We start from the raw sequence: 22,089 nt of genomic DNA, 5'->3' as shown, positions 1-22,089 counted from the left end.
GAATGAGTTGGATCAAGACAGTTCCGTTCGATCAGGCATCGGGCAGGTTGAAAAAACTGTACGACCGTGTGACCGGCCCCGGAAATAATGTGGATAATATTATGATGGTGCATTCCTTGCGGCCGCATTCGATGGAAGGCCACATGGCGCTTTATAAGAATGTCCTGCACCATTCTGCCAATACGATCCCGAAATGGTTTCTTGAGGTGCTGGGTGTTTGGGTAAGTTCCTTGAATCGCTGCGCCTATTGCGTTGAACATCATTTCAGCGGATTGCAACGCCTGTTGAACGACCCCGATCGCGGCAATGCCATTCGCTCCGCAATCGAGGCAGGTTCCCCCCAATCCGCCCCACTGGACGCGGCACAAATCGCCGCGATGATGTATGCGCGCAAATTGACAGAAGCCCCGTCAGACATGGTTGCGGCCGATGTCGAGGCGTTGCGGAAGGCCGGGTGGGATGACGGCGAGATCCTCGAGATCAATCAGGTCTGTGCGTATTTCTCCTATGCCAACCGGACGGTTCTGGGGCTTGGCTGTTCGACGGATGGTGATGTTCTTGGGCTATCGCCGAACAACTCGGACGACCCGGCCGATTGGGGGCATCGCTAGGCGGTCAAGACGCCATCCAGTTCTTGATTTCCTGCGCCAAAACCTCGGGGCGCTGATGGTGCAGCCAATGATCAGCGCCGGGAATGTCGATCCTGGTCAGGTCCGGGGCAAAGTCCTCCAGCCCGGCAGTCGACTCGGGCAGCAGCGCGGTGTCTTCGGGTCCCCAAAGCAACAGGTGCGGACATTTGATCATCAGCCGATCCAAGGGCAAGTCCGGCAGGTCAGTCAGGGGCTTATCCGGGTCGGCAACGATCAGAGGTGACGCCCGGTACCAATTCAGCATCGCATCAAGCCGCCCGGGGCGCGCCCATTCGGTGCGGTAGTCCTGCATTTGTTCGTCAGATAGCCAGTCAACCCCCATGCCGCGCCGGAAAAAGCGTTCCAATAGGGAAAAATCATCGGCCGAGAACCGCTGGGCCGCGTTTGGGTCGCGCAGGTCGTTGATGTATTGGGATGCTTTTGACTGTGCGCCTCCTTCCGCAAGGGCACGTTGAAACGGAACCGGATGAACCCCGTTTGCGATAATCAGCTTGCTGACCAGTTCCGGCCGGAACATGGCTAGCCCGTAGGCCACTGCCGCGCCCCAGTCGTGACCCAGAACGCAAACGGGTGCACCGGCATCCTCGATGAGGGCTGCCATGTCGGAAACCAGTTTGGACAGGGCATAGTGATCAGTTCCCGCTGGGGCCCAACTTTGACCAAAGCCGCGCTGATCGGGGGCGATGCAATGGAAGTGTTCTGACAGGTGCGGGGCCAGATCGCCCCACGCACCGCCATATTCAGGGAAGCCGTGCAGCATCAGCATCACCGGCAGCGAAGGGTCGCCCCAACTGCGCAGATAAAAACTCTGACCATTAAGCTCGATAAACCTGTTTTCCATAGCGGAACCCCTTGGAGTGTTTACGTAAACGCGACAAGAAAGATGTAGCAGTTTGACACCAATCAAAGCGCGTTTTTTCACATTCTGCTAGATGCCTTGTCGGACAGTGTAGCAAGGAGAGACTGAATGGAAACAGCGGCGCAGATCGAACAGAAAAACGGTCGGGTTCAAATCGTACCACCTTTGGCCGACACAGAACGCCAGCCAAGCCCGGACAAGATTCGCCATGCTTTCGAAAGCGGCAAATATCCTTATGACCGCAAGTTGGCCCGTAAAACGTACGAAGAACAAAAGGCCCAGTTGCAGGCCGAATTGCTGAAAGTCCAGCTATGGGCGCAGGAGACCGGTCAGCGGTTCGTGTTGCTGTTTGAGGGGCGCGATGCCGCAGGCAAGGGGGGGACCATCAAAAGGTTCATGGAGCATCTGAACCCACGGCAAGCCCGCGTTGTGGCCTTGAACAAGCCGACATGGGAAGAAAAAGGCCAATGGTATTACCAGCGTTACGTGCAGGAATTGCCAACGGTTGGGGAAATGGTTTTCTACGACCGCTCCTGGTACAACCGTGCGGGTGTCGAGCGGGTCATGGGGTTCTGCTCTCCGAATGAATACCTTGAGTTCATGCGGCAAACCCCAGAGCTAGAGCGTATGTTGGTTCGTTCCGGCATTCAGCTTTACAAATACTGGTTCTCGGTCACGCAAACCGAACAGCAGCGCCGGTTCAAAAGCCGCGAGACTGATCCGTTGAAGCAGTGGAAGCTGTCTCCCATCGACAAGGCCAGCCTGGACAAGTGGGAGGACTACACCGAAGCGAAAGAGGCGATGTTCTTCTATACAGACACAGCCGACGCCCCGTGGACCATCATCAAGTCGAACGACAAGAAGCGCGCGCGCCTCAATACGATGCGTCACTTCCTGTCGACGCTGGATTATCCGGATAAGGACCATGACATCGTGGGTGAACCCGATCCGCTGATTGTCGGACAGGCACATCACGTGATCCATCGGTCCGAGCATATTCTGGGTAACTCGCTGCACCCTGACGCGCGATAGGGGGTGTCCGGGGCGTGGATTTTGTCTTGGGTTTCATAGTCTCACTGTGAAATTTCACTGTTCTGGTCTTGTCCCGGCCTCTGGCCGGGCATAAGGCTGGGGCAATGAACAAGGTGATGACATATCGCGGCCATTTCCGGGCTATTGCCGTACTGGGCCTGCCGTTGATCGGCGGGCATCTGGCGCAGTTTGCCATCGGTCTGACCGATACCATCATGCTGGGATGGTATGGGGTCGAGGCGCTGGCCGCAGTCACGCTGGCCAGCAGCTATTACTTTGTGTTGTTTCTGTTTGGTGCTGGGTTTGGGTGGGCCGTCATGCCCATCGTAGCCACCGCCGCCGCCGAAGAGGACGAGACGAGCATTCGTCGCTCGACCCGCATGGGGCTGTGGCTGTCGCTGATCTATGCGGCGTTGATGATGCCGCTTTTGTGGTGGTCGTACCCGATCTTGATTGCATTGGATCAGGAGCCGGAGGTGGCCAAAACCGCATCCGAATACCTGCGGGTTGCAGGCTGGGGGTTATTTCCGGCGCTTATAGTAATGGTGTTGAAATCCTATCTGGCGGCGCTCGAACGCACTCAGATCGTGTTGTGGATCACCGTCACAGCCGCCGTGGTCAACGGGTTCACCAACTATGCGCTGATCTTTGGAAACTGGGGCGCGCCAGAGCTTGGCGTTATTGGTGCGGCTATTGCCTCGGTCGTGACACAGATCGTTTCATTGGTATTCGTCGTAATCTATGCAGTGCGCGTTTTGCCTGAACACAGCCTGTTTCAACGCTTTTGGCGGCCGGATTGGGAATTCTTCTTCAGCGTGCTGCGTTTGGGCGTGCCCATCGGCTTGACCACATTGGCCGAGGTCAGCCTGTTTGCAATGTCAGCGATCATGATGGGCTGGCTGGGGCAGGTGCCGTTGGCGGCCCATGGGATTGCACTGAACCTCGCATCGGCCACGTTCATGGTGCATCTGGGCCTGTCCAATGCGGCCACGATCCGCGCGGGTAATGCGCTGGGGCGCAAAGATCGGGCGCATCTTGAAAAAGGGGCGATCGCGGTGACGGGGATGTCCTTAGTGATGTCGATCCTGACGGTGATCCTGTTCCTGACCTGCGCCGAACCGTTGATTTCGCTGTTCATGGAACCCGATGATCCGCAGCGCTCGCAAATCCTGCTGATCGGCACCGGGCTTCTGGCGATGGCGGCACTGTTTCAACTGGTGGACGGAGCGCAGGTTATCGCTCTGGGCCTGTTGCGAGGGTTGCAGGACGCCAAGATACCGATGGTGATGGCGGGGCTTAGCTATTGGGTGATTGGAATCCCGGCCTCGTATTACTTTGGCTTTGTCCGCGGGATGGACGGCATCGGCGTCTGGCTCGGTCTCGTTCTGGGACTGGCCTGCGCGGCCGTTCTTCTGATGGCCCGGTTCTGGCTACGGTCCGTTCGCGGGGTTCCGATGGCCGCCAGCAATTCGGCCTGATCAGCTTTTGTCCAAGCGATCAGCTTTCTTGCGCACCAGCACCGACCGCAGATCGTGCATCGCCAGCAGCAACCGGTCCGTAACGTCTTCAAGCTGTTCGTCGGTTGCCTTGGATTGCGCCCATTGCGCGGTCAGATTCAGGTAGTCGACCGCCCGGTGAATGTCGTCGATATCCCGGCGGGCCAACAGCTCTTTGCGCTCGTCCATCCACCGCTCGATTTCAGTCCGATCCGTCTCGGACAGCGAGCGTTGGCCATGTGGTTTGACCTCACCGTTGCGGATGTTGATGACAGCAATCTGATCCATCTCGATCCGGCGCTGGCGGTTTTCAGTGTCGATCTTGAAAACCACTGCACCGTTTTCTCGAACACGGAAATAGTATTCAGGCAACATTGCTGTCATGAAACCTCCGATCAGGTCAGGGACGCGCAAAAGCGTTGTATGCGTGTGCAAGCTTCGGTTAGCGCCTCGTCCGACGTTGCATAGCTGACGCGGAAATTCGGCGACAGACCAAAGGCTGCGCCGAACACGACGGCCACATCCGCCTCTTGCAGCAGGGCGGTTGCGAACGCCTCGTCGTTTTCGATCACAGTGCCCGCAGGTGATGTCTTGCCGATTAGCCCCGCAATGGATGGATAGACATAGAATGCGCCCTCGGGCGTGGGGCAGGTTATGCCGTCAATATCGTTCAGCATCTGCACCACCAGATCGCGGCGACGTTTGAACGTCACGTTGTTCGGGGCCAGAAACGCCTGTGTTCCATTCAAAGCCTCGACCGCTGCCCATTGGCTGACGGAACAGGGGTTCGACGTCGACTGAGATTGGATTTTGCGCATCGCCGCAATCAATTCCACCGGTCCCGCCGCGTATCCGATCCGCCACCCGGTCATGGCATAGGCCTTGGACACGCCGTTGCAGGTCAGTGTGCGTTCGTACAGCCCAGGTTCAACCTCTGCCGGGGTGCAGAACTCGAACCCGTCATAGGCCAAGTGTTCATACATATCATCCGACATGATCCACACATGCGGGTGACGCATAAGAACTTCCGTCAACGCCTTCAGTTCCGCGCGGCTATACCCTGCGCCGGTGGGATTGGACGGAGAGTTAAAGATGAACCACTTGGTCTTAGGCGTGATCGCGGCCTCAAGCTGGTCTGGAGTCAGCTTGAAGCTGTTTTCAAGCGTTGTTTCCACGATCACCGGAGTACCGCCCGCCAGCAACACCATGTCAGGGTAGCTAACCCAATAGGGGGCGGGGATAATGACCTCATCGCCTTCGTTTATCGTGGCCATCAGCGCGTTAAAAAGCGTCTGCTTGCCCCCGGTGCCAACTGAAATCTGCGCAGGGGTATATTCCAGCCCGTGATCGCGCTTCATCTTGACGCAAGCGGCCTCTTTGAGTTCGGGGATGCCGTCGGGTGCTGTGTATTTCGTCTTGCCCGCGGCGATGGCGGCGACCGCGGCGTCCTTGATATTCTGAGGGGTGTCAAAGTCCGGTTCCCCGGCGCTTAGACCGATAACGTCACGTCCGGCGGCCTTCAATTCGGCGGCTTTGGCCGTCATTGCGATTGTAGGCGACGGTTTTACGCGTGACAGTGTCGCAGACAGGAAACTCATTGGGGCCCTCTGTTTGAATGATCAACTTGTCTGTCATAGGGTGCGCCCGAATGACGATCAAGCAATATGACCTATAGAATTGGAGACCCGAATGAACGATGAAAACGACTGGTATGGGCCGGACGCTGCAACATTCGGGGATCGGTTGGCTGGCGCGCGGGAAGCCGGTGGAATGACACAGTCTCAATTGGCGCGCCGATTGGGGGTAAAGAAGGCCACGATCGCGGCGTGGGAAAATGACCTGTCCGAGCCTCGGGCCAACCGTCTGTCGATGCTGGCTGGTATGGTCAATGTCTCGATTATGTGGTTGTTGACGGGCGAAGGCGAGGGGATGGATGCGCCTGTCGAAGCCGACGAAAGCACGCCCGAACTGGCCGAGGTCGTTGCTGAACTACGCTCGATCAGGGGTGAAATGCGCGCCAGTTCCGAGCGCGCAGCGCGTCTGGAAAAGCGCGTCCGACTGATGCTGGAGCAAAGCAAATGACCGAAACCCGGGACGTCAGGATCAAACGCCTGAAAATGCGATCTATGCGTCGGGGGATCAAGGAAATGGACTTGATTTTGTCGGCATATGCGGATCGGAACCTAGCTGGAATGGATGGGGGCGGGTTGGATAACTATGACGCGCTACTGCACGAAAATGATCAGGACCTCTATCAGTGGGTGACAGGTCAGGTCGCGCCGCCTGCGAAATATTCCGATTTAATTTCGGATATCGCTCAAACGTTTCAAAAATAACGAGAAACCGGACTTAACTGATTTTTCGGTTTTTCGATTCATGCTGCGTGAAACAGCGCGATTGAATCGGAGGATCGGATGAGTATGGAAATGCAGGTCTCCGCGCCGGCGGCCAAGGGTTTCATGACCAGTTACCTTGAGGCGCTCGCCTTGGTCGAGCGACTGCACCGTCTGCTTCTGGATGTCATCAAGGATGAGTTTGAACGCGTCGGCGTATTGGAAATCAACGCTGTGCAGGCGTTGCTTCTGTTCAATATAGGCGATCACGAGGTTACGGCTGGTGAATTGAAAAGTCGCGGCTACTATCAGGGCAGCAACGTCAGCTATAACCTGAAAAAACTGGTGGAAATGGGGTATATGCACCATCAACGGTGCGAGATTGATCGCCGTTCCGTTCGGGTCCGACTAACCCCACAAGGGCGACAGATCCGTGACATCGTATCCGAATTGTTTTCTCGTCATGCCGAAGGTCTGCAATCCCGCGGGGTGCTGGAATTCGAAGGGATCGAGGATGTCACGGGGTCACTGCGCCGGGTGGAGCGGTATTGGACGGATCAGATCCGCTATATTTACTAGCTAGGGGCGGGCGGTCCGGCCGACCTCGGACACGGACAGGCCCTCCAGCTCTCGGATCAGTTTGCGAGTCATCGCAGCTTTGTAGTCGGCAAACCCCAACGCGACTTCCACAAAAGCATCGGGGCCCATTATGACCGAGGTGGTGAAATAGGCCGTCAGTTCACTTACCTGAACCGTGCGCTGATCGGATTGATCGGCGTCGTCGACACCGATGACCAGCCCATTGATGGTGATCCCACTTCGAGACAGCTCGATCTTGACCTCTTGTGGATGGGGACCAAGGTTGCGTTTGCCATCCCCGGACAGATCAAGTGTTCGTTTCCAGCATTCGGACTGTTGCGCCAATAGATCGGCCCCGAACCGCATCGCCGATCCAAGCGCCGTGCCCTGCGGCGCATTGCTGCGGGTCACCGAGCTTAATTTGGCTTCAATCCGCGCAAGGTCTTGGCGAACTCGGATATCGGTCCAGTTCACAAGGATACGCTGGTGATGAGTTTCACTCCATTCGAAGATCGCCATTCGCACCGGAGCTAACCCTTCGGACAGGATCAACTGTTGGACTTCCGGGCTTTGCAACGCAGCAGCGACACCGTCCAGTTGCAACCGGTATTCCGCCTGATCGACAGACCCCGATACGTCCAGACCCAGGGCCAGCGCCTGTCTGCAGTCACACGCCGCCGGGCTGCCCAGAAAAGAAGCCGCAATCGCGATCGGGCGTATCATTCGGGGTCGGCATCTTGAAGGGCGCCGATTTGCAGCCCCTTAAGTTCGCGTTCCAGCTTGCGGCGCATTGCGCGCTCAAAGTCCTCGAACCCCTGCGCGACTTCCAGAAACGCGCCGGGGCCATGCAGGACGTTGTTTTCGAAAAACGGGATGAGAAACAACTCTCCCTCAAAATCCGCGGCATTGATGACCAGACCGTTGACCACCGTGTTTTCAAACGGGAAGTGCCTGTACGCGGAATCTGGCCCGTACCCATCGTTGTTAGACCCATCACCAGACAGGTCGATGGTTTGGAACAGGCACGCCGGAGCCTGTTGCATCAACGTCGCCCCGAATGCCAGCGCGTATCCCATGGCGGTGGCTGAACCACTGTCGGTTCTGACCGAACCTTGAACTGTCGCGGCTGCGGTCAGAAGATCAGCCTGCGTTCGGATCATCGTCCAGTCCAGAATGACGTGTTGTGTGTCGCGGCCGCTCCATTCGTAAACGGCCAGGGCAACGGGCATGGGCGACGAGAAAAACGCCTGCGTGACCTCGGGCGCGATAAGAGCAGCGGCTAAACCCTGCCGCTGCAAGATATCCTCGGTCGCATCGACCGAGGTAGAGATATCCATAGCCAGCGCAAGGGCGAGGCGGCAGGTCTCGGCCTTCAGGGGGGGGCCGGCCATAAAGGCCAGACCCAGTGTTGCAAGCCAGCGGATCACCAGTGGCCAGTGCTGTCCATGCTGACCCAGGGCTCTGCCGGGGCCAAAGCTTCACCGTTCTGGAGCAGTTCGACAGAAATATTGTCAGGTGACCGCACGAAAGCCATTCTGCCGTCACGTGGTGGGCGGTTTATAACCACGCCATTGTCCTGCAACTGCTGGCACATGTCATAGATGTTGTCCACTCCATAGGCGAGGTGCCCGAAATGCCGGCTGTCACTGGGCAGCGCATCATCGCCATCCCAATTGTAAGTCAGCTCGATCGGCCGGTCCTCCTGTCCCGGAGGCGCCATGAAGATCAAGGAAAAACGCCCCTCTTCACTTTCGTAACGGCGTGTCTCTTTCAGGCCAAGCAGCTCATAAAACGCCATGGATTTCTCCAGATCTTTAACACGCACCATGGTGTGGAGGTATGTGAGCCCCATTGCGGCTTCCTTTCTATTTCGGTGATAGCCTGCAGATTAGCGCGCAGACCAAGCGTGTCGAGAGGCCGCCGGGGCACATTTTAAAATTTGCTGTGCAGGGCGCACATATCGCGGTTCCGGTCGTGGAGTTGTCGAGATATAGTGGTGGGCGACTCATTGCTGGAAAGGAATATTCATGCCGCTGTCCACCGACCAACTGGCCGAGATCGAAGCGCAACGGGCGCAATCGCATCCAACACGCCGCGTTGTGGCAGCGGGAATGGAGGATCACCTTTACACCGCGCATCAGGTCCTGGACCACGGTTTTGTGCGCGTGATCGACTATATGGGCGATGACGCCGCCATTTGTCAGGCCGCCCGCGTTTCCTATGGCAAGGGCACCAAGTCCGTTCAGAACGACGAAGGCCTGATACGCTATTTGATGCGGCATTGGCATTCGACCCCGTTCGAGATGTGCGAGATCAAGCTGCACGTCAAACTGCCCGTCTTTGTCGCGCGTCAGTGGATTCGGCACCGGACAGCAAATGTGAACGAATACTCGGCCCGTTACTCGATCCTTGATCGTGAGTTCTACATCCCCGCGCCCGACCACGTCGCGGCGCAGTCCGAGATCAACAACCAGGGCCGAGGTGACGCCCTGCAGGGGGAAGAGGCCGCGCGCGTTCTGGAAATGCTCAAGGCAGATAGTGCCCGCTGTTACGACAACTACGAGGCGATGATCAGTCAGGATGGCCAGCAAGGATTGGCGCGCGAATTGGCGCGGATGAACTTGCCAGCAAATATTTATACGCAATGGTATTGGAAGGTGGACCTGCACAATCTGTTCCACTTCCTGCGTTTGCGCGCTGACCCGCATGCTCAGTATGAAATCCGTGTTTATGCCGACACCATGTGCAAGATCGTCGCCGACTGGGTTCCGTTTGCCTATCGTGCGTTCGAAGACTATCGGCTGGGCGCGGTGAACCTGTCTGCGCAGATGGTCGATTGCCTGCGCAGAACGCTGTCGGGCGAGGCTGTGACACAGGAGAATTCAGGGATGACCGCGCGGGAATGGCGCGAGTTTCAGGGTGTCATCCAGAAAGGATGATGCCCGGATAAGGCATATCGGTTGTCTATACATTTTGTCATGAAACTGTTACGATCGGTGCATGACATTTGTGACACCTCTTAGATACGTATGCGTTGGTTTGTTGTTGGCGACTCCGGTTTCTGCCAAGTCGCCAATAGCCGAAGTGATCTGCGAACCGACCCCGAAAATGCATGACAAGCTTCTTCGTCAGTTCGGGGCCAAGCGGCACGCAACCGGCCTGCGTGGACCCGAACAGTTGATGGAGGTCTGGACCAGTAAATCAGGTGACTGGACCATGGTCGTCACGTATTCGACGGGCACGTCATGCATTGTGGCAATGGGACAATACTGGCATACCCGTGCCGAAGATAAACCGGCCCGAGGGTAAGGTCGCACACCTTTAGCGGCGGACAACGGCTGAAAATTAGCCGTTGGCCTGTTTTTAGTTCCCGCAGTAACGGGGAAATTAAAGCGGCTTCAAATCAGCAGCCATTTGGCGGCCATCACGTCCGTCTTGCAGCTCGTACGAGATTTTCTGATTGTCAGCGAGCCCGGTCAGACCGGACCGTTCTACGGCCGAGATATGAACAAATACGTCCTTGCCGCCCTCATCAGGGGCAATAAACCCATAGCCTTTAGTGGTATTAAACCATTTCACGGTGCCAGTTGGCATTTCCCGTGTCTCCTTCTACTTACACGTTGTCCCACAAATTGGTGGGGGTAGTGATTGACGCCACCGCAACACATCACCGCCTCGCCCACACGCCACGGCCCGGATTGCGCATTTCGTCTTTTTCAACATTGCACGGTGAAGTAAAAAATCAAGAATTACCGAAAGAAGCAGGCGAAAATGCTAAAAATTGGCTCAAAATCAGGAGTTGCCTAAAAATGCGCCTTTTTGGTCTAAAGACATGTGATACTTGCCGTAAGGCTTTGAAATCACTTCCTTCTGCCGAATTTTTTGATGTTCGCAGCCAAGGCGTGCCTGAATCTGTACTGTCTGAGGCGTTCGATATTTTCGGCGGTGGTTTGCTTAATACACGGTCAACCACATGGCGTGGTCTGGATGAAGAGCAGCGCGCGCGACCTCCCTTGGAGCTGATACAGGATCATCCGACCCTGATGAAACGACCGCTGATTGAACGGGATGGCGCGCTTTTTTTGGGTTGGACCCCGGAAACCAAGACAGCACTTGGCGTTTCCTGAAAGCGTACCTATCTGCTTTGACGCAAGAATGAGGACAAGAAATGCGTAACGCAGCGATGATTTTGGGTGTGATTGCCGGACTGATCGGTATGATTGTCGGCTTTTTTGGCTACGGCTATGTAGAGCTGATTGACCGGTTCGGCGAAGTCGAAGGGCTGGCCGAGCAAGTGGACAACGCCCAGCTTATTCAAACCATGTCCATCATTGCGCCCCTGCTGGCAATCGCGGGTGGGGCCATGGCTCATGCGCGGGCATTGTTCGGTGGGGTCTTACTGCTGATTTCCGCGGCTGGGATGTATTACGCGTTTGGGTTCAATGCGTTTACAATGTTCCCTGTGGCATTTGCTGCAGTGGCGGGCCTCCTTGGGCTGGCCGCGGGTAAACCGGACGAGCCCAAGGCGCATTTCTAGGTCACTTCAGGCGCAGCAGACGATCAAGCGAGATCGGACCTGCGCCGTTGATGACGATCACCAGGAACAGGAACGTCCACATGACGCGCTGATCCATCAGTGTGATGGCGTTGTCGAACAGACCACCCAGTTTCACACCGTGGCCGGTGACATCGACAATGGTTTGCACCCACACAAACCCGATCATGGCCAGCGCCGCGACCCGAGTCAGCAGTCCAACCAGCAACAAGACCGGCAGAACAAACTCGGCAACCGTACCCAGAAAGATCACTATGCGTTGAAAGAAGGTCATCTGGGTGACGTCGTACAAAACAGCCTCAGCCGCCTTGGGGAATATCTGACCGAACGCACCGGCAGAGGCCGAGAAAATAGATCCATCTATTTTCAGCGTCGCAGAGTTCCAATAGTAAACAAACAAAACAGCAACAAAAACCAACCGTGCAAGCGTCGGGGTCAGCCAGTTGGCTGAGCTGTCCAGCCGTCCCAGAACGTTGTTGTGAAGAGAGATCAGGGCAGTCATTGTGCCAGCCTTTCGATAGTCACAGAAGTAATGGCGCCACCTTGCAGCAGTAGCGCCAGAGTGTTCCCGAGATCAAACTCGGGGGTCATCGCAGATGTGTTTTCAAACGCCTGACCAATGGTCAAACCGGTCATCATATCTGCGATCCAATCCGCGCCGCCTGCGGGCAGCAAGTGCGGAGCGGGATCGTATTCGGGTCGGGTGACCAATACATCTTCACCGATGGCCTGAGGCTTTGGTGCATCGTCTTGCGTATTAAAGCGCCAGATCGAGAATATCGGCCATTCGGACCGGATAATTTGCATCGACGGAGCGAATTCCAGTTTCGCCTGCATGACTTCTTCGGGAGAAACGGCCAGAGCCTCGGCGTCGACTGCCGTGCTGTCAGCGGCGTGGTAAGAGCGGCGCAGCGCCAATTCCAAACAGGCAACATCCGCGAGGTATCCAAGATGCGCCAACTGCTCCATCCCGGTCAGAAACTGGGGAAACTCCTCGCCATAGAACATCATCAGCGGGGTCGTCGGAGGGTGCTTGCGCAGAAATATCCCGGACAGCCCATCCATGTTCTGTGTACCGAGCAGCTTGGTGATCACCGGGAAGGCCTGATGCATCGCTTCGGTCAACGAAACGGCCACGTTATTGCGATAAACGCTGAAACGACGACCAGCAGGTTGATCGGATGAATCCACCAACCCGTCGGGAACCGCTTGGGAGGGATCCAGCAATGCAGTATGGAATGCGGTCTGAGATACACTCATGCCGGAATGCGGTCCAACGCCGTCTGCGCCCGTTCAGCCTCGGCCCTCAAGACAGGCCAGTCCGGTACGTCTGTGTCCCATTCAATCAAAACCGGCTTTGGGCCTGATTTTTCGAGTACATAGTCCAATAGCGCCCAAACAGGGTCAACGACTTCGCGCCCGTGGCTGTCGATCAGCAAGGGGTGGCCGTGGTCATCTTCGTCTTCGTCATGGCCGCCCAAATGAATCTCTCCGACCTTGTCCAGCGGATAGGCATCTATGTAGCCCTGCGGAGAGAAATCCAGATTGGTGGCCGAGACAAATACGTTGTTCACATCCAGCAACAAACCGCATCCGGTGCGCCGGGTGATCTCGGACAAAAACTCGGGCTCGGACCAGGTGCTTTCTTCGAAGGCGAGGTAGCTGGAGGGGTTTTCAAGCAGCATCTGACGGCCAACAACGTCTTGCACCTGATCAATATGCCCGCAAATCCGGGCAAGGGTGGCGTCGGTATAGGGCAGGGGCAGCAAGTCGTTCAGGAAATGGCTGTCATGGGTCGACCAAGCCAGATGTTCCGAGAAACTTGCGGGGTTGAGCCAGCCGACAAGTTGCTTCAGGCGGGACAGATGATCGGAATCCAGCGGAGCCTCTCCTCCGATGGACATGCCAACGCCGTGAACTGAAATGGGGAATTGTTCTGAAAGGTGACGAAGCTGCGCAAGCGGCCTGCCGCCGTCCCCCATATAGTTCTCGGCATGAATCTCAAGCCAGGCAACCGGGTTCGCGTGCTCGAGGATCTCGGCAAAGTGCTGGGGCTTGTAGCCGACGCCCGGTGCCGAAGGCAGTCTGTTCGATCGGATTGCATTGTCCAGCATGAGAATATTCCCCGGTCACGAAAAAGAGGCGGGCGTTATGGCCCGCCCCCAAATTCTTCAAGGCTTAGGCTTATGCCGGCAGGTCGCGTTCCAGCGGCTCCAGCGAGCCTTTGCGGTCCGAACCATCTGCCGATTTCGGCAGTTCGATATCGGCGCAGGTGCCCGCATCGACAAGGGTCCAGGCGTTGCCCTGATAATCTACGGTCGATGTACCGGCGCAGGTGGTGCCGGGGCCCGCGGCGCAATCGTTTTCACCTGCTAGCGATACGCCATAGCACTTTTCCTTGGCTTGCGCGGTCGCGGTGGTGGCCATGCCAGATACTGCTGCAGCAACGGCACTTGCGATAACGAGGGATTTAGCGGTGTTCGACATCTCGGAAATCCTTTTGATGACTGCGTATGTCTGTGTTTGACAATGACAAAGGTAGTGGCTTTGAGGGCTCAGTTAAATTCACGAGCCCGTGTCTCACAACCCCGTCAGGCAAGGTCATGCCCTCTTGAAGGGTAACACATTGTTTTTGAATTCGAAAATGGAAAATATTTCAATCCGGCCCCGTCTTGGGGCCGGATCGCAGTCAAATTGATGCTGAATGTTACAGCAGATCAGGCGGAGTTGCCGCCTTTGACAGCTCAATTGTTACAGTCTCGAGGGATTGAACCTGAGTTTGTTTTTCACCCAGACGGCGCACGCTGACGGTACGGTCTTCGACTTCGCGGTGACCGACGGCCAAAATCACCGGCACTTTACCGACAGAATGCTCGCGGACTTTGTAGTTGATCTTTTCATTGCGAATGTCCGCTTCGGCCCGCACGCCTGCCGCTTTGAGCGTTTCCACCACTTCGGAGACATAGTCATCGGCCTCGGAGGTGATCGAGGCGACGACAACCTGACGCGGGGCCAGCCAGAAAGGCAGTTTGCCAGCGTGTTCCTCGATCAGGATGCCGATGAAGCGTTCGAACGAGCCCAGAGTCGCCCGGTGTAGCATGAAGGGGCGGTGTTTCGCGCCATCTGCGCCAATAAAGCTGGCGTCCAGACGCTCGGGCAGATTGGGGTCAACCTGCAGAGTTCCGCACTGCCATGTCCGGCCAATTGCATCGGTCAGAGTGAATTCCAGCTTGGGTCCGTAGAACGCCCCTTCGCCTTCGAGAACCTCATAGTCGTACCCGGCGGCCTTACAGGCATCCCCAAGGGCCTTTTCAACCAGATCCCAGCTTTCATCGGACCCGATCCGCTTTTCGGGGCGGGTGGACAGTTTGATCGTCCAGTCGTGGAAGCCTAGATCGGCATAGACCTTGGACAGGAACGCGATGAACTTGGCGGTTTCGGATTCAATCTGATCCTCGGCGCAGAAGATATGGCCATCGTCCTGCGTGAACCCCCGCACCCGCATGATACCGTGCAGCGCCCCCGAGGGTTCGTAACGCGCGCAAGATCCGAACTCGGCCATACGCAGAGGCAGGTCGCGATAGGACTTCAGGCCCTGATTGAACACCTGCACGTGGCAGGGGCAGTTCATCGGCTTCAGCGCGTTGATCGCCTTTTCGCGGGCATGCTCTTCGTCCACTTCGACGATGAACATGTTTTCCTGATATTTGTCCCAGTGACCCGAGGCCTCCCACAATTTGCGGTCGACAACTTGCGGGGTGTTGACCTCGACATAGCCGTCACGCTCCTGCATTCGGCGCATGTAGTCCTGAAGGGTGGTGTAGATTTTCCAACCGTTCGGATGCCAGAAGATCTGACCGGGGGCCTCCTCCTGCATGTGGAACAGGTTCATCTCGCGGCCCAGCTTGCGGTGGTCGCGCTTGGCAGCCTCTTCCAGCATATGCAGGTGGGCTTTCAGCTTTTCCTTGCCGGTGAAAGCCACGCCATAGATCCGCTGCAACATCGCGCGGTCGCTGTCACCACGCCAATAGGCGCCCGCGATGGACATCAGCTTGAACGCATCGCCGGGCAGTTGGCCGGTGTGCTGCAGGTGCGGACCGCGGCACAGGTCTTGCCAGTGGCCGTGCCAGTACATCCGCAGCGGTTCATCGCCCGGAATGGCTTCGATCAGCTCGACCTTATAGGGCTCGTTATTGGCTTTGTAGAATTCGATCGCGCGGTCGCGGTCCCAGACCTCGGTGGTGACGGGGTCGCGCTTGTTGATGATCTCTTTCATCTTTTTCTCGATGAGGCCGAGATCTTCGGGCGTGAAGGGTTCCTCGCGGTCAAAGTCATAGTACCAGCCATTGTCGATCACGGGGCCGATGGTGACTTTGGTGGCGGGCCAGATTTCCTGCACGGCGCGGGCCATGACATGCGCCAGATCGTGGCGGATCAGTTCATTGGCCTGATCTTCATCCTTCATGGTATGGATGGCGATTTGGGCATCTGCTTCGATGGGCCATTGCAGATCCCAATGCTTGCCGTCGACCGTGGCAGAGATCGCTTTTTTGGCCAGCGAGGTCGAGATATCGGCAGCCACCTGCGCGGGCGTTACGCCTGCGTCATAGGAACGTGCATTGCCATCGGGAAAAGTGAGAGAGACGGATTTTGAATCCAGGGCCATGGTTGGCTCTCCTCGTCGGTTTGGCGCCCACTGAACGCCCGGTTGCGGGTATCGCCATTTAAGGTTCTGAAAACAGCAATTTTTCTGGACGTTTCGGCGTCACTCGTCACTGTTTTGTGGCTTTTGGCGACAATAAAGCCACGAGGCGTCTCATATAGCGATTGTCAGGGCGGTGCAATCACTGTCCTGCACCGTATGGCCCGCCCTCCTGTAAGTCGCCGAACACTGCCCATGCCTCGTGGCAGGCGTTTGCTAGTAGTATGTCATCCTCGGGAATACTGTTCTTGAAATTGGGGTAGGACATGTGATTGCCCAAGTTCATCAGCACGGTCACGAGGTGGTTGCGTGGGATGAACGCCCGGAAACGATAGTCGCCGTCCGGTGTTTCGATCACCTCGCCGTCCATACCATAATCGCGCAGAAGTTCGGCGTCCTGAGCGCGGCGGAACCGCAGACAGACGCGAGAACCGATGTTCGGCCCGCTGGTTTTGCCGTACTCATCCTTTGCAACGGCAGAGAAAAAGCCCGAACCCTCGGGCGTCGAGAATGCTACCCACATATGCAGGTCCTCCTAATTTTTTGGAAAAGGGCGCCTTCGATATCAAATACAATATAGGGTCGTCAACTCGAGGCGGCTTACGTGCGCGGGCGCATGGCTTGTAGGCACAAACCCAAACCTCTAAACCCGGCAGTAGCTACGTGATGGTTGGAGACTATTCGTCGTCATCCAGTTTTGACTCAATCACCTTCTGTTGAGCCAATCTCTCTGGAAGGCGGTCGCTGATGTCTTTGAGCCGCTGTGTTGGATTGACGCTCATGCCTACAGTTCCGCTGTGGGTGTGCGTGATGCTAACGCCATCAGCGCGTCCGAAGGCTCGGTCCTGAGCTAGGGCCAACAAAGCGATTTGTTCTTTGCCAGAGAGTTTTCCCGATACAAATTCGCCGTTCCCATCTATGCGATTGAAGAGTTCGTCCATCGACAAAAGATCATTCATGCGTTTCACAGCGATCTCGCCGTTCGACTGGATCAACTTTCTTGTCTCGGGGTCCAGCTTGGGTCGCCCACCCGGATTACCGGAATGACCAGGCTTAAAGAGAGGTGTTGGCACAGTGGACTCCTCTGTTCTCAGAAAGTGAAGGCGCCAAGAGATAAGTATCTATTTTATATAGCATAATGGATGCCAAATTGCGATCATTTGCGCATTCGATAGACGCACCAGGCAAGGTCGTTCAGGTGCCCGCATTTATGTCTCTCTCTCAAATGTCCTAGGGATACTGTACAAATGCATTCAGGATTAGCGAAGCCGTGGCTTCCGCCATCGTGGGCTGAACTGTTGTTCGCCACTTTTTTTCGTAAACGCTAAGGTAAGTGAGGCAGATTAATGTGTAACCTCTATTCGAATACGACACCGGCAGATGCGATGCGGCAGCTATTCGACGTCGCCGTAGAAAAAGACAGGCTCGGAAACGCGGAACCGCTTCCAGCAATCTACCCAAAGAACATGGCGCCCATCGTCAGGAAGGACCAAGACGGCGCGCGTGAACTCGTGTCTCTGTCCTGGGGGTTTCGAACGACCAAGAAATCAAAAAAGACTGGCGCCATCTTGCAACCTCATGCCTGGAACAATGCGCGTGACGACAAGGTCCTGAAGAGCGGGCTGTGGAAGAACAGTTTCGTAGAGCGCCGTTGTCTCGTACCTGCAAGCTCGTTTTGCGAGGCGCAAGGGCGCAATCCAGCGACATACCACTGGTTCGCGCTCAAAGGATCCGGGGCTCGCCCGCCGTTTGCGTTTGCCGGGATGTGGCAAGTGTCGCGATACGAAGGCAAAGAGGGCCCAGAAGAGGTTCCTGCGTACACAGTAATAACCACCTCAGCGAATGACATTGTGCGTCCGATACATCCGCAGAGAATGCCAGTCATACTCTGTCCAAGTGATTATGAGGCCTGGTTAGGTGGCAGCGCCGCGGAGGCCTTTGAACTGCTAAAGCCCTATGCCTCAGATGAGATGGGTATCGTCAGATCGGGCGTAGGAGAAAAGTCTGACACTAGTCTGCCTACGGTCACGAGTTGCCCGTTGGACAGGTGCAGCACGAAATCCGACTCAAGGACCGTGTGTTCCGTCTCAAGCATATCCAGCAGTTCCTTGCGCCGTCCGCGCTGCGTGGCGTCGGTCACGTGCGCGGCGATGGCCCGTGGCGTAGCCGCGACGCCCAGCGCCGTGCGCGCCTCCACCTCAAGCCGTTCGTCTGCCCAGGCCCCGCGCTGGGCGAGTGCGGCATTCCGCGTCCGCGCCATTTCGCGCGCAACACGCTCCGCATATTCACGCTCCTCATCGGATGTCAGGTCAGGAAAAACCCGTCGCGTATCGGCTAGGGCCAAACCTTCGCTGATCAGGAAGGCGTCAGGGCGGCGTTGCTCCAAACCCTCGCCACATACTGCCCCACTGGCGTAGTCCAGTCGTGAGGGCTGGTACATGCACGGATCAAGCGTGGCGCGGATCAGTTGCGTGCCACTGGCTGAGATGAGGATGTAGCCGAACCCGTTCAGCCAGAGGCGCTTGAGCAGAACAGCGGCGGCGCGGGGTATGTCCGTGCCGTCCTCAACGCCCATGTAAACGCGTTGTCCTTTCAGTCCGACCACCTCGTCACCGAAATCGGCGTCAAAGATGAAGGAGGACGATGAGCAGCCCCACAACACGTCATGGTCGGCATATCCCGGCGCAGCGGTCACAACCTGTCGCCACAACTCGTCACGGCTCAGCGCGGCGTGGTCGGATCGTGGGTCGTAGTCGGCGGCAAGGATGGCTGGACCCTTGGGCCAGGCGAAATAGTCTTCGCTGCGGGCGATGGTGCCGGGTGTCACCCGCCCCTTAGTGACCAGCGGTACACCATCGTCGGGCATGTCGACTGTTGGGACGCCGTAGGTCAGCACGTCCTGCCCAGCGCGTAGCTCCGTGTTCAGCACCGTTGCGAAATCCGCCATGTTGATGGCCTGGTCCACGAAAGCCCGCCCCGCGTTGAGCCAACCAACGGTTTCCTTGACCAGTTCGTCGTCAGCGCCCCAGCGGTAGTGCTTGCCAACCGTCTCGGGGTTGGTCAGTTCAATCCGCGTGTAGCTGAGCGGCGGGGTGCTCCGATTACGCGCCATTTCACCGTTTTCCTTCATCTTGTGCCCACAGAACTTGTGTTGCGGGCAATTCATCGTTTTCCTGCGTGTTTCGGCGGCTCGGGCAGAGGCGGTCACTGTTCGCGTCACTGATGCCCCTCCGAAACAGCACTTATTTCCCTCACGCTCGCTGGTTCAGGAGCGCCAGGTCCAGATCACGCGGCATCGTCTCGCTCCTTTGGCTGGATGCGGTTCCGTTCCTTGAAGGCGTCGATGCTGGCGCGGTCGATGCGCGTGACGCGCCCGTTCGAGTAGCCGGTCAACTCGCCGCTACTGAGCCAGCGCCAGACGGTCGAGGACGACACCTGCAACTCGCGACAGGTTTCCTTAACGGACAGGTCCGAGGATTGATTTGGGGTAGGGACCGGGGCGCTCATGCTGCGTCTCCTGCCACCTTAGCCAAAAGGGCAGGGTCGGGCACGTAGGCGTTGTTCGCCTTGTACTCATCTAGTGAGGTTCGAGTGATGCGCTCTTGCTTGCCTACGAAGTAAGTAGACAATTGCCCGGACGCTATCAGCTTGCCGACCGCATTACGCGAGACGTTCATCTCAGTGCATGCCTCGGCGATAGTCAGGTCAGGCTCTCTAGCCATGTGTCACTCCATTAATTAGGTCGTGACACTTGGCTAACAGGGGGTGTTCCAGATGGACGAATTCGTAACTCAGTTACGCGCAAACTATCTTTTTAGCGGTCCATTTTTCTTGAATTCCGCTCGTATCCAGCGGGCTATGCTGCCCTCGGAAGGTAGTTTCGCCACCTCATCCGCAGTCCGTTCTAACGACATCTCATCATAAACCTGTTCCGCGAGGTGTTTCGCCGAACCTGCCATGTTTGGGCTGCGTTCAACTATCGCCATCGCTCGCCTAATCACCTCGTCATGGTGAGGACGACGACCGGGGCGGGCGTTCTTACCGCGCGCGCTGTTGCGCTCGCTCAGGACGCTTTGCACTGCCGTGTAAGCCGATTCTGCCTTTATGTGATCCTCTCGGGGGTCAGGCCCGTCTAGGTTCAGCAGGCGCAATTTGATGAAGTCCAGCGCAATCACTTTACCCGGTGGCAGCGCCGCCAGCCGCTCGGCTTCTTCGCGGCTCACTTTCAGGCGGCGCATGATCGTGGCCGAGGTATCGACGCGCTGGGCGTCGGCGAACGGGTTGGGTTTCGGGTTGGTCATGCCCGTCCCTCCGACAACTGCACCACGCTCTCAGCGGTGAGACCGTCGAGGAAGTCCGCCCATTTCTGCCACCATTCGGCGGCGGGCTGGTTCAACTCGGATAGCTGATAATGCGCGTCCGCCTCGCTGGTGTCAGGGCTATGTGCGGACAGGCGGTCGCGGATGTCCTTGCCGCCACCGTTTTCGGCAACCCAACTAAGCAGCGCCTTACGGTTGGCGTGGCTGGTGTAGTCGGTGGGCAGGCTCAACTCGTCGCGCTGCCGCGCCCAATTCAACGAGACAGTCTTGCGGCCACGACGACCGAACACACGACCCTCTCGCGTGGGTTGGTTGCGCAGCAACTCGACCGCCTGCGCCGAGAGCATGACCAGATGTTCTTTCTTGGCTTTCATGCGCTGGGCGGGAATGGTCCAGCGTCCATGTTCAAGGTCAATCTCCGACCACTCAGCGCCCAGCGCCTCGCTGATGCGGGTGCCCGTCAGCAGTTGCAGGCGCATGATGTCCCGGTCGATGTCTTGCAGTTCTTCAAGGCCCCGGACCATCGTGCGCAGTTCGGACATGGACGGGCGGTAGTCCTTGATCTGTGATTTCGGGGTCTTATCCAACTGCGGGACCGGTACGCCTGCGGGCATCATTTTCTTCTCGCTGGCCCACTTGAACATGCTTGCCATCGCCATGCGGATGTTGTGCGCCGCACCGGGCTTGTCATCTATCAGGTGGGTAAACGTCGCGTTCAGGGCCTCCACGTCCAGCGCGCCGAGGCGCATGCCGCCGTGGTTGGGCAGAACGTTCTTGGTGAGGATGTTCTCTGACCGCCGCCACGACTTTGTGCCGCGCGTCTGCATGGCTGTGATGTAAGCCTCGGTCAGTTCGTCCAGCGTCGTTTCAGACCGCTTGTCGGCGACCTTGGTGACGGGCTGCGCCCACGCCTCTCGTGCCTCGGCAAGGCTCATGGCGGGGTAGTGCCCGAGGGTGATTTGTCGCTGCCGCTTGCCTTTCTGGGTGCGGTAAATCCAACGCTTGCCCCGCGTGGTAGCTACAAGCGTAAGGCCCGCATATTGCGGGTCCGAGAGACGCCGACCGGGTTTCAGGCGGCGGCAGGCCAGATCAGTCAATTCCTTGGCAGCGGTTCCGTTCGCCTGTTCGAGGGCAAACGCAACACTGGCGCGCAGTTCCTTGCGGATGCCCGTGTCGAGTGCAGCCTGCATCAGGTCAGCAACAACCTCGCGGGGGTCGCGGTCGTCCTGATCCACGAGACTTGCAACTGAGGTCAGAAAGTCAGATGTGTTCTTTGTCATGGCCGGGTCCTTATGCAGTTCGGTCGTGTCAGTCGGGCGGGTGTTGGCGCACCCCCCGACACCTTGGATTTAGCAACGCCATCGCACCGCTACCAGCCCTTCGTCACTGATGCGTCACTGTTGTGGCATGATATCCACGCGGGTTGAGTGGGTCTGACAGGGGCAGTGAAACGGTTTGGTGATACAAGCAAATTCCTGTTTTTTAGGTATTTTTCCATGAATTTGCAGGGGGTTCGCTGGCGTGGGGTATGAGAACGCCCGGTTGCGGGTTATTTGCGTTTGGC

Annotated in this window: 29 protein-coding genes and 1 pseudogene; 11 read left to right on the top strand and 19 right to left on the bottom strand. The window is 57.2% G+C overall.

All coding sequences use genetic code 11. The features are described 5' to 3' along the window. The first annotated feature begins 2 nt into the window (after positions 1-2). Complete coding sequence (locus GOV87_RS03170) at positions 3-611, top strand: carboxymuconolactone decarboxylase family protein (RefSeq protein WP_171210804.1); 609 nt, start codon at positions 3-5, stop codon at positions 609-611. Between the two features lie 4 nt (positions 612-615). On the opposite strand, the gene GOV87_RS03165 is transcribed toward GOV87_RS03170, so the two are convergent. Next, complete coding sequence (locus tag GOV87_RS03165) at positions 616-1,491, bottom strand: alpha/beta fold hydrolase (protein ID WP_171210803.1); 876 nt, start codon at positions 1,489-1,491, stop codon at positions 616-618. A 126-nt stretch (positions 1,492-1,617) separates the two neighbouring features. Between GOV87_RS03165 and ppk2 the strand changes: the two genes are divergently transcribed. Together ppk2 and GOV87_RS03155 are read left to right on the top strand one after the other, a co-directional pair. Then, positions 1,618-2,541: a polyphosphate kinase 2 gene (gene ppk2, locus GOV87_RS03160; protein WP_171210802.1), complete on the top strand. Its 924-nt coding sequence runs from the start codon at positions 1,618-1,620 to the stop codon at positions 2,539-2,541. 104 nt (positions 2,542-2,645) lie between these two features. Beyond that, positions 2,646-4,019 (top strand): MATE family efflux transporter, encoded by a 1,374-nt coding sequence (locus GOV87_RS03155; protein ID WP_171122076.1) that lies wholly within the window; start codon positions 2,646-2,648, stop codon positions 4,017-4,019. Here GOV87_RS03155 and GOV87_RS03150 read toward each other — a convergent pair whose 3' ends face one another. Beyond that, a complete protein-coding gene (locus GOV87_RS03150) occupies positions 4,020-4,421 on the bottom strand; it encodes a hypothetical protein (RefSeq protein WP_171210801.1) in 402 nt (133 codons plus the stop codon). 11 nt (positions 4,422-4,432) lie between these two features. Then, complete coding sequence (locus tag GOV87_RS03145) at positions 4,433-5,635, bottom strand: pyridoxal phosphate-dependent aminotransferase (RefSeq protein ID WP_171210800.1); 1,203 nt, start codon at positions 5,633-5,635, stop codon at positions 4,433-4,435. A 91-nt stretch (positions 5,636-5,726) separates the two neighbouring features. Between GOV87_RS03145 and GOV87_RS03140 the strand changes: the two genes are divergently transcribed. From GOV87_RS03140 to GOV87_RS03130, 3 genes are all read left to right on the top strand, one after another. After that, complete coding sequence (locus tag GOV87_RS03140; protein WP_171210799.1) at positions 5,727-6,119, top strand: helix-turn-helix domain-containing protein; 393 nt, start codon at positions 5,727-5,729, stop codon at positions 6,117-6,119. Then, the gene (locus GOV87_RS03135) at positions 6,116-6,373 is read left to right on the top strand and encodes a succinate dehydrogenase assembly factor 2 (protein ID WP_171210798.1); all 258 of its coding nucleotides are present in this window, start codon (positions 6,116-6,118) and stop codon (positions 6,371-6,373) included. Before GOV87_RS03140 ends, GOV87_RS03135 begins: the two co-directional genes overlap by 4 nt. 78 nt (positions 6,374-6,451) lie before the next feature. Continuing rightward, entirely contained in the window at positions 6,452-6,949 is a 498-nt protein-coding gene (locus GOV87_RS03130; protein WP_171210797.1) for a MarR family winged helix-turn-helix transcriptional regulator, read from the top strand. On the opposite strand, the gene GOV87_RS03125 is transcribed toward GOV87_RS03130, so the two are convergent. The 3 genes from GOV87_RS03125 to GOV87_RS03115 are packed head-to-tail and all read right to left on the bottom strand — an operon-like array spanning position 6,950 to position 8,801. Next, the gene (locus GOV87_RS03125) at positions 6,950-7,672 is read right to left on the bottom strand and encodes a DUF1194 domain-containing protein (protein WP_171210796.1); all 723 of its coding nucleotides are present in this window, start codon (positions 7,670-7,672) and stop codon (positions 6,950-6,952) included. Beyond that, complete coding sequence (locus GOV87_RS03120; protein WP_171210795.1) at positions 7,669-8,376, bottom strand: DUF1194 domain-containing protein; 708 nt, start codon at positions 8,374-8,376, stop codon at positions 7,669-7,671. The genes GOV87_RS03125 and GOV87_RS03120 overlap by 4 nt, the downstream gene beginning before the upstream one ends. After that, a complete protein-coding gene (locus GOV87_RS03115; RefSeq protein ID WP_171126467.1) occupies positions 8,373-8,801 on the bottom strand; it encodes a VOC family protein in 429 nt (142 codons plus the stop codon). The genes GOV87_RS03120 and GOV87_RS03115 overlap by 4 nt, the downstream gene beginning before the upstream one ends. Before the next feature lie 175 nt (positions 8,802-8,976). Between GOV87_RS03115 and thyX the strand changes: the two genes are divergently transcribed. Next, on the top strand, positions 8,977-9,888 hold the full coding sequence (gene thyX / locus GOV87_RS03110; protein ID WP_171210794.1) for an FAD-dependent thymidylate synthase: 912 nt from the start codon (positions 8,977-8,979) through the stop codon (positions 9,886-9,888). A gap of 61 nt (positions 9,889-9,949) precedes the next feature. Next, positions 9,950-10,258: a hypothetical protein gene (locus GOV87_RS03105; RefSeq protein WP_171210793.1), complete on the top strand. Its 309-nt coding sequence runs from the start codon at positions 9,950-9,952 to the stop codon at positions 10,256-10,258. 78 nt (positions 10,259-10,336) lie between these two features. Here the strand turns inward: GOV87_RS03105 and GOV87_RS03100 are convergent, their stop codons facing one another. Continuing rightward, positions 10,337-10,543 (bottom strand): cold-shock protein, encoded by a 207-nt coding sequence (locus GOV87_RS03100; RefSeq protein ID WP_170382500.1) that lies wholly within the window; start codon positions 10,541-10,543, stop codon positions 10,337-10,339. Between the two features lie 215 nt (positions 10,544-10,758). Here GOV87_RS03100 and GOV87_RS03095 point away from each other — a divergent pair, with 215 nt between their 5' ends. Together GOV87_RS03095 and GOV87_RS03090 are read left to right on the top strand one after the other, a co-directional pair. Next, the gene (locus tag GOV87_RS03095; RefSeq protein ID WP_171126603.1) at positions 10,759-11,076 is read left to right on the top strand and encodes an ArsC/Spx/MgsR family protein; all 318 of its coding nucleotides are present in this window, start codon (positions 10,759-10,761) and stop codon (positions 11,074-11,076) included. Positions 11,077-11,117: 41 nt separating this feature from the next. Beyond that, positions 11,118-11,486: a hypothetical protein gene (locus GOV87_RS03090; protein ID WP_171122087.1), complete on the top strand. Its 369-nt coding sequence runs from the start codon at positions 11,118-11,120 to the stop codon at positions 11,484-11,486. Between the two features lies 1 nt (position 11,487). Here the strand turns inward: GOV87_RS03090 and GOV87_RS03085 are convergent, their stop codons facing one another. The 7 genes from GOV87_RS03085 to GOV87_RS03055 form a co-directional block, all read right to left on the bottom strand. Beyond that, the gene (locus tag GOV87_RS03085; protein WP_171122088.1) at positions 11,488-12,006 is read right to left on the bottom strand and encodes a DoxX family membrane protein; all 519 of its coding nucleotides are present in this window, start codon (positions 12,004-12,006) and stop codon (positions 11,488-11,490) included. Beyond that, positions 12,003-12,764, bottom strand: coding sequence for a DNA-binding domain-containing protein (locus GOV87_RS03080; protein WP_171210792.1), 762 nt, complete (start codon positions 12,762-12,764; stop codon positions 12,003-12,005). The genes GOV87_RS03085 and GOV87_RS03080 overlap by 4 nt, the downstream gene beginning before the upstream one ends. Beyond that, entirely contained in the window at positions 12,761-13,618 is an 858-nt protein-coding gene (locus GOV87_RS03075) for a DUF692 family multinuclear iron-containing protein (protein ID WP_171210791.1), read from the bottom strand. The genes GOV87_RS03080 and GOV87_RS03075 overlap by 4 nt, the downstream gene beginning before the upstream one ends. Positions 13,619-13,688: 70 nt before the next feature. Next, on the bottom strand, positions 13,689-13,991 hold the full coding sequence (locus tag GOV87_RS03070) for a DUF2282 domain-containing protein (protein ID WP_171122091.1): 303 nt from the start codon (positions 13,989-13,991) through the stop codon (positions 13,689-13,691). A gap of 220 nt (positions 13,992-14,211) precedes the next feature. Continuing rightward, entirely contained in the window at positions 14,212-16,170 is a 1,959-nt protein-coding gene (thrS, locus tag GOV87_RS03065; RefSeq protein WP_171210790.1) for a threonine--tRNA ligase, read from the bottom strand. A 178-nt stretch (positions 16,171-16,348) separates the two neighbouring features. Continuing rightward, positions 16,349-16,729 (bottom strand): hypothetical protein, encoded by a 381-nt coding sequence (locus tag GOV87_RS03060; RefSeq protein ID WP_171210789.1) that lies wholly within the window; start codon positions 16,727-16,729, stop codon positions 16,349-16,351. Positions 16,730-16,883: 154 nt separating this feature from the next. Further along, positions 16,884-17,201, bottom strand: a complete 318-nt coding sequence (locus GOV87_RS03055; RefSeq protein WP_171210788.1) for a hypothetical protein — start codon at positions 17,199-17,201, stop codon at positions 16,884-16,886. Positions 17,202-17,552: 351 nt separating this feature from the next. Here GOV87_RS03055 and GOV87_RS20625 point away from each other — a divergent pair. Then, positions 17,553-18,125 (top strand): annotated as a pseudogene (locus GOV87_RS20625) (SOS response-associated peptidase); the annotation flags it as partial. A gap of 35 nt (positions 18,126-18,160) precedes the next feature. On the opposite strand, the gene GOV87_RS20620 reads toward GOV87_RS20625, so the two are convergent. The 5 genes from GOV87_RS20620 to GOV87_RS03030 all read right to left on the bottom strand — a co-directional run bounded on the left by GOV87_RS20620 (position 18,161) and on the right by GOV87_RS03030 (position 21,805). Beyond that, on the bottom strand, positions 18,161-19,426 hold the full coding sequence (locus GOV87_RS20620) for a hypothetical protein (RefSeq protein ID WP_371813454.1): 1,266 nt from the start codon (positions 19,424-19,426) through the stop codon (positions 18,161-18,163). Between the two features lie 65 nt (positions 19,427-19,491). After that, entirely contained in the window at positions 19,492-19,713 is a 222-nt protein-coding gene (locus tag GOV87_RS03045) for a helix-turn-helix domain-containing protein (protein WP_171177354.1), read from the bottom strand. Continuing rightward, complete coding sequence (locus GOV87_RS03040; RefSeq protein ID WP_170602299.1) at positions 19,710-19,928, bottom strand: helix-turn-helix domain-containing protein; 219 nt, start codon at positions 19,926-19,928, stop codon at positions 19,710-19,712. Before GOV87_RS03040 ends, GOV87_RS03045 begins: the two co-directional genes overlap by 4 nt. A gap of 84 nt (positions 19,929-20,012) precedes the next feature. Beyond that, positions 20,013-20,507, bottom strand: a complete 495-nt coding sequence (locus GOV87_RS03035) for a hypothetical protein (RefSeq protein WP_171210787.1) — start codon at positions 20,505-20,507, stop codon at positions 20,013-20,015. Next, complete coding sequence (locus tag GOV87_RS03030) at positions 20,504-21,805, bottom strand: tyrosine-type recombinase/integrase (protein ID WP_171210786.1); 1,302 nt, start codon at positions 21,803-21,805, stop codon at positions 20,504-20,506. Before GOV87_RS03030 ends, GOV87_RS03035 begins: the two co-directional genes overlap by 4 nt. Between the last annotated feature and the right edge of the window lie 284 nt (positions 21,806-22,089).

It is taken from the genome of Ruegeria sp. HKCCA5426 (genome assembly GCF_013034585.1).
Taxonomy (GTDB): Bacteria; Pseudomonadota; Alphaproteobacteria; order Rhodobacterales; family Rhodobacteraceae; genus Ruegeria.
The sequence above is the reverse complement of the archived record's forward strand: the minus strand, read 5'-3'. Positions and strand labels throughout refer to the sequence as shown.

Coding starts and splice junctions, on each gene's coding strand:
- GOV87_RS03170 (WP_171210804.1), top strand. CDS start 3: ATGAGTTGGATCAAGACAGTTCCGTTCGATCAGGCATCGGGCAGGTTG.
- GOV87_RS03165 (WP_171210803.1), bottom strand. CDS start 1,491: ATGGAAAACAGGTTTATCGAGCTTAATGGTCAGAGTTTTTATCTGCGC.
- ppk2 (WP_171210802.1), top strand. CDS start 1,618: ATGGAAACAGCGGCGCAGATCGAACAGAAAAACGGTCGGGTTCAAATC.
- GOV87_RS03155 (WP_171122076.1), top strand. CDS start 2,646: ATGAACAAGGTGATGACATATCGCGGCCATTTCCGGGCTATTGCCGTA.
- GOV87_RS03150 (WP_171210801.1), bottom strand. CDS start 4,421: ATGACAGCAATGTTGCCTGAATACTATTTCCGTGTTCGAGAAAACGGT.
- GOV87_RS03145 (WP_171210800.1), bottom strand. CDS start 5,635: ATGAGTTTCCTGTCTGCGACACTGTCACGCGTAAAACCGTCGCCTACA.
- GOV87_RS03140 (WP_171210799.1), top strand. CDS start 5,727: ATGAACGATGAAAACGACTGGTATGGGCCGGACGCTGCAACATTCGGG.
- GOV87_RS03135 (WP_171210798.1), top strand. CDS start 6,116: ATGACCGAAACCCGGGACGTCAGGATCAAACGCCTGAAAATGCGATCT.
- GOV87_RS03130 (WP_171210797.1), top strand. CDS start 6,452: ATGAGTATGGAAATGCAGGTCTCCGCGCCGGCGGCCAAGGGTTTCATG.
- GOV87_RS03125 (WP_171210796.1), bottom strand. CDS start 7,672: ATGATACGCCCGATCGCGATTGCGGCTTCTTTTCTGGGCAGCCCGGCG.
- GOV87_RS03115 (WP_171126467.1), bottom strand. CDS start 8,801: ATGGGGCTCACATACCTCCACACCATGGTGCGTGTTAAAGATCTGGAG.
- thyX (WP_171210794.1), top strand. CDS start 8,977: ATGCCGCTGTCCACCGACCAACTGGCCGAGATCGAAGCGCAACGGGCG.
- GOV87_RS03105 (WP_171210793.1), top strand. CDS start 9,950: ATGACATTTGTGACACCTCTTAGATACGTATGCGTTGGTTTGTTGTTG.
- GOV87_RS03100 (WP_170382500.1), bottom strand. CDS start 10,543: ATGCCAACTGGCACCGTGAAATGGTTTAATACCACTAAAGGCTATGGG.
- GOV87_RS03095 (WP_171126603.1), top strand. CDS start 10,759: ATGCGCCTTTTTGGTCTAAAGACATGTGATACTTGCCGTAAGGCTTTG.
- GOV87_RS03090 (WP_171122087.1), top strand. CDS start 11,118: ATGCGTAACGCAGCGATGATTTTGGGTGTGATTGCCGGACTGATCGGT.
- GOV87_RS03085 (WP_171122088.1), bottom strand. CDS start 12,006: ATGACTGCCCTGATCTCTCTTCACAACAACGTTCTGGGACGGCTGGAC.
- GOV87_RS03080 (WP_171210792.1), bottom strand. CDS start 12,764: ATGAGTGTATCTCAGACCGCATTCCATACTGCATTGCTGGATCCCTCC.
- GOV87_RS03075 (WP_171210791.1), bottom strand. CDS start 13,618: ATGCTGGACAATGCAATCCGATCGAACAGACTGCCTTCGGCACCGGGC.
- GOV87_RS03070 (WP_171122091.1), bottom strand. CDS start 13,991: ATGTCGAACACCGCTAAATCCCTCGTTATCGCAAGTGCCGTTGCTGCA.
- thrS (WP_171210790.1), bottom strand. CDS start 16,170: ATGGCCCTGGATTCAAAATCCGTCTCTCTCACTTTTCCCGATGGCAAT.
- GOV87_RS03060 (WP_171210789.1), bottom strand. CDS start 16,729: ATGTGGGTAGCATTCTCGACGCCCGAGGGTTCGGGCTTTTTCTCTGCC.
- GOV87_RS03045 (WP_171177354.1), bottom strand. CDS start 19,713: ATGAGCGCCCCGGTCCCTACCCCAAATCAATCCTCGGACCTGTCCGTT.
- GOV87_RS03040 (WP_170602299.1), bottom strand. CDS start 19,928: ATGGCTAGAGAGCCTGACCTGACTATCGCCGAGGCATGCACTGAGATG.
- GOV87_RS03035 (WP_171210787.1), bottom strand. CDS start 20,507: ATGACCAACCCGAAACCCAACCCGTTCGCCGACGCCCAGCGCGTCGAT.
- GOV87_RS03030 (WP_171210786.1), bottom strand. CDS start 21,805: ATGACAAAGAACACATCTGACTTTCTGACCTCAGTTGCAAGTCTCGTG.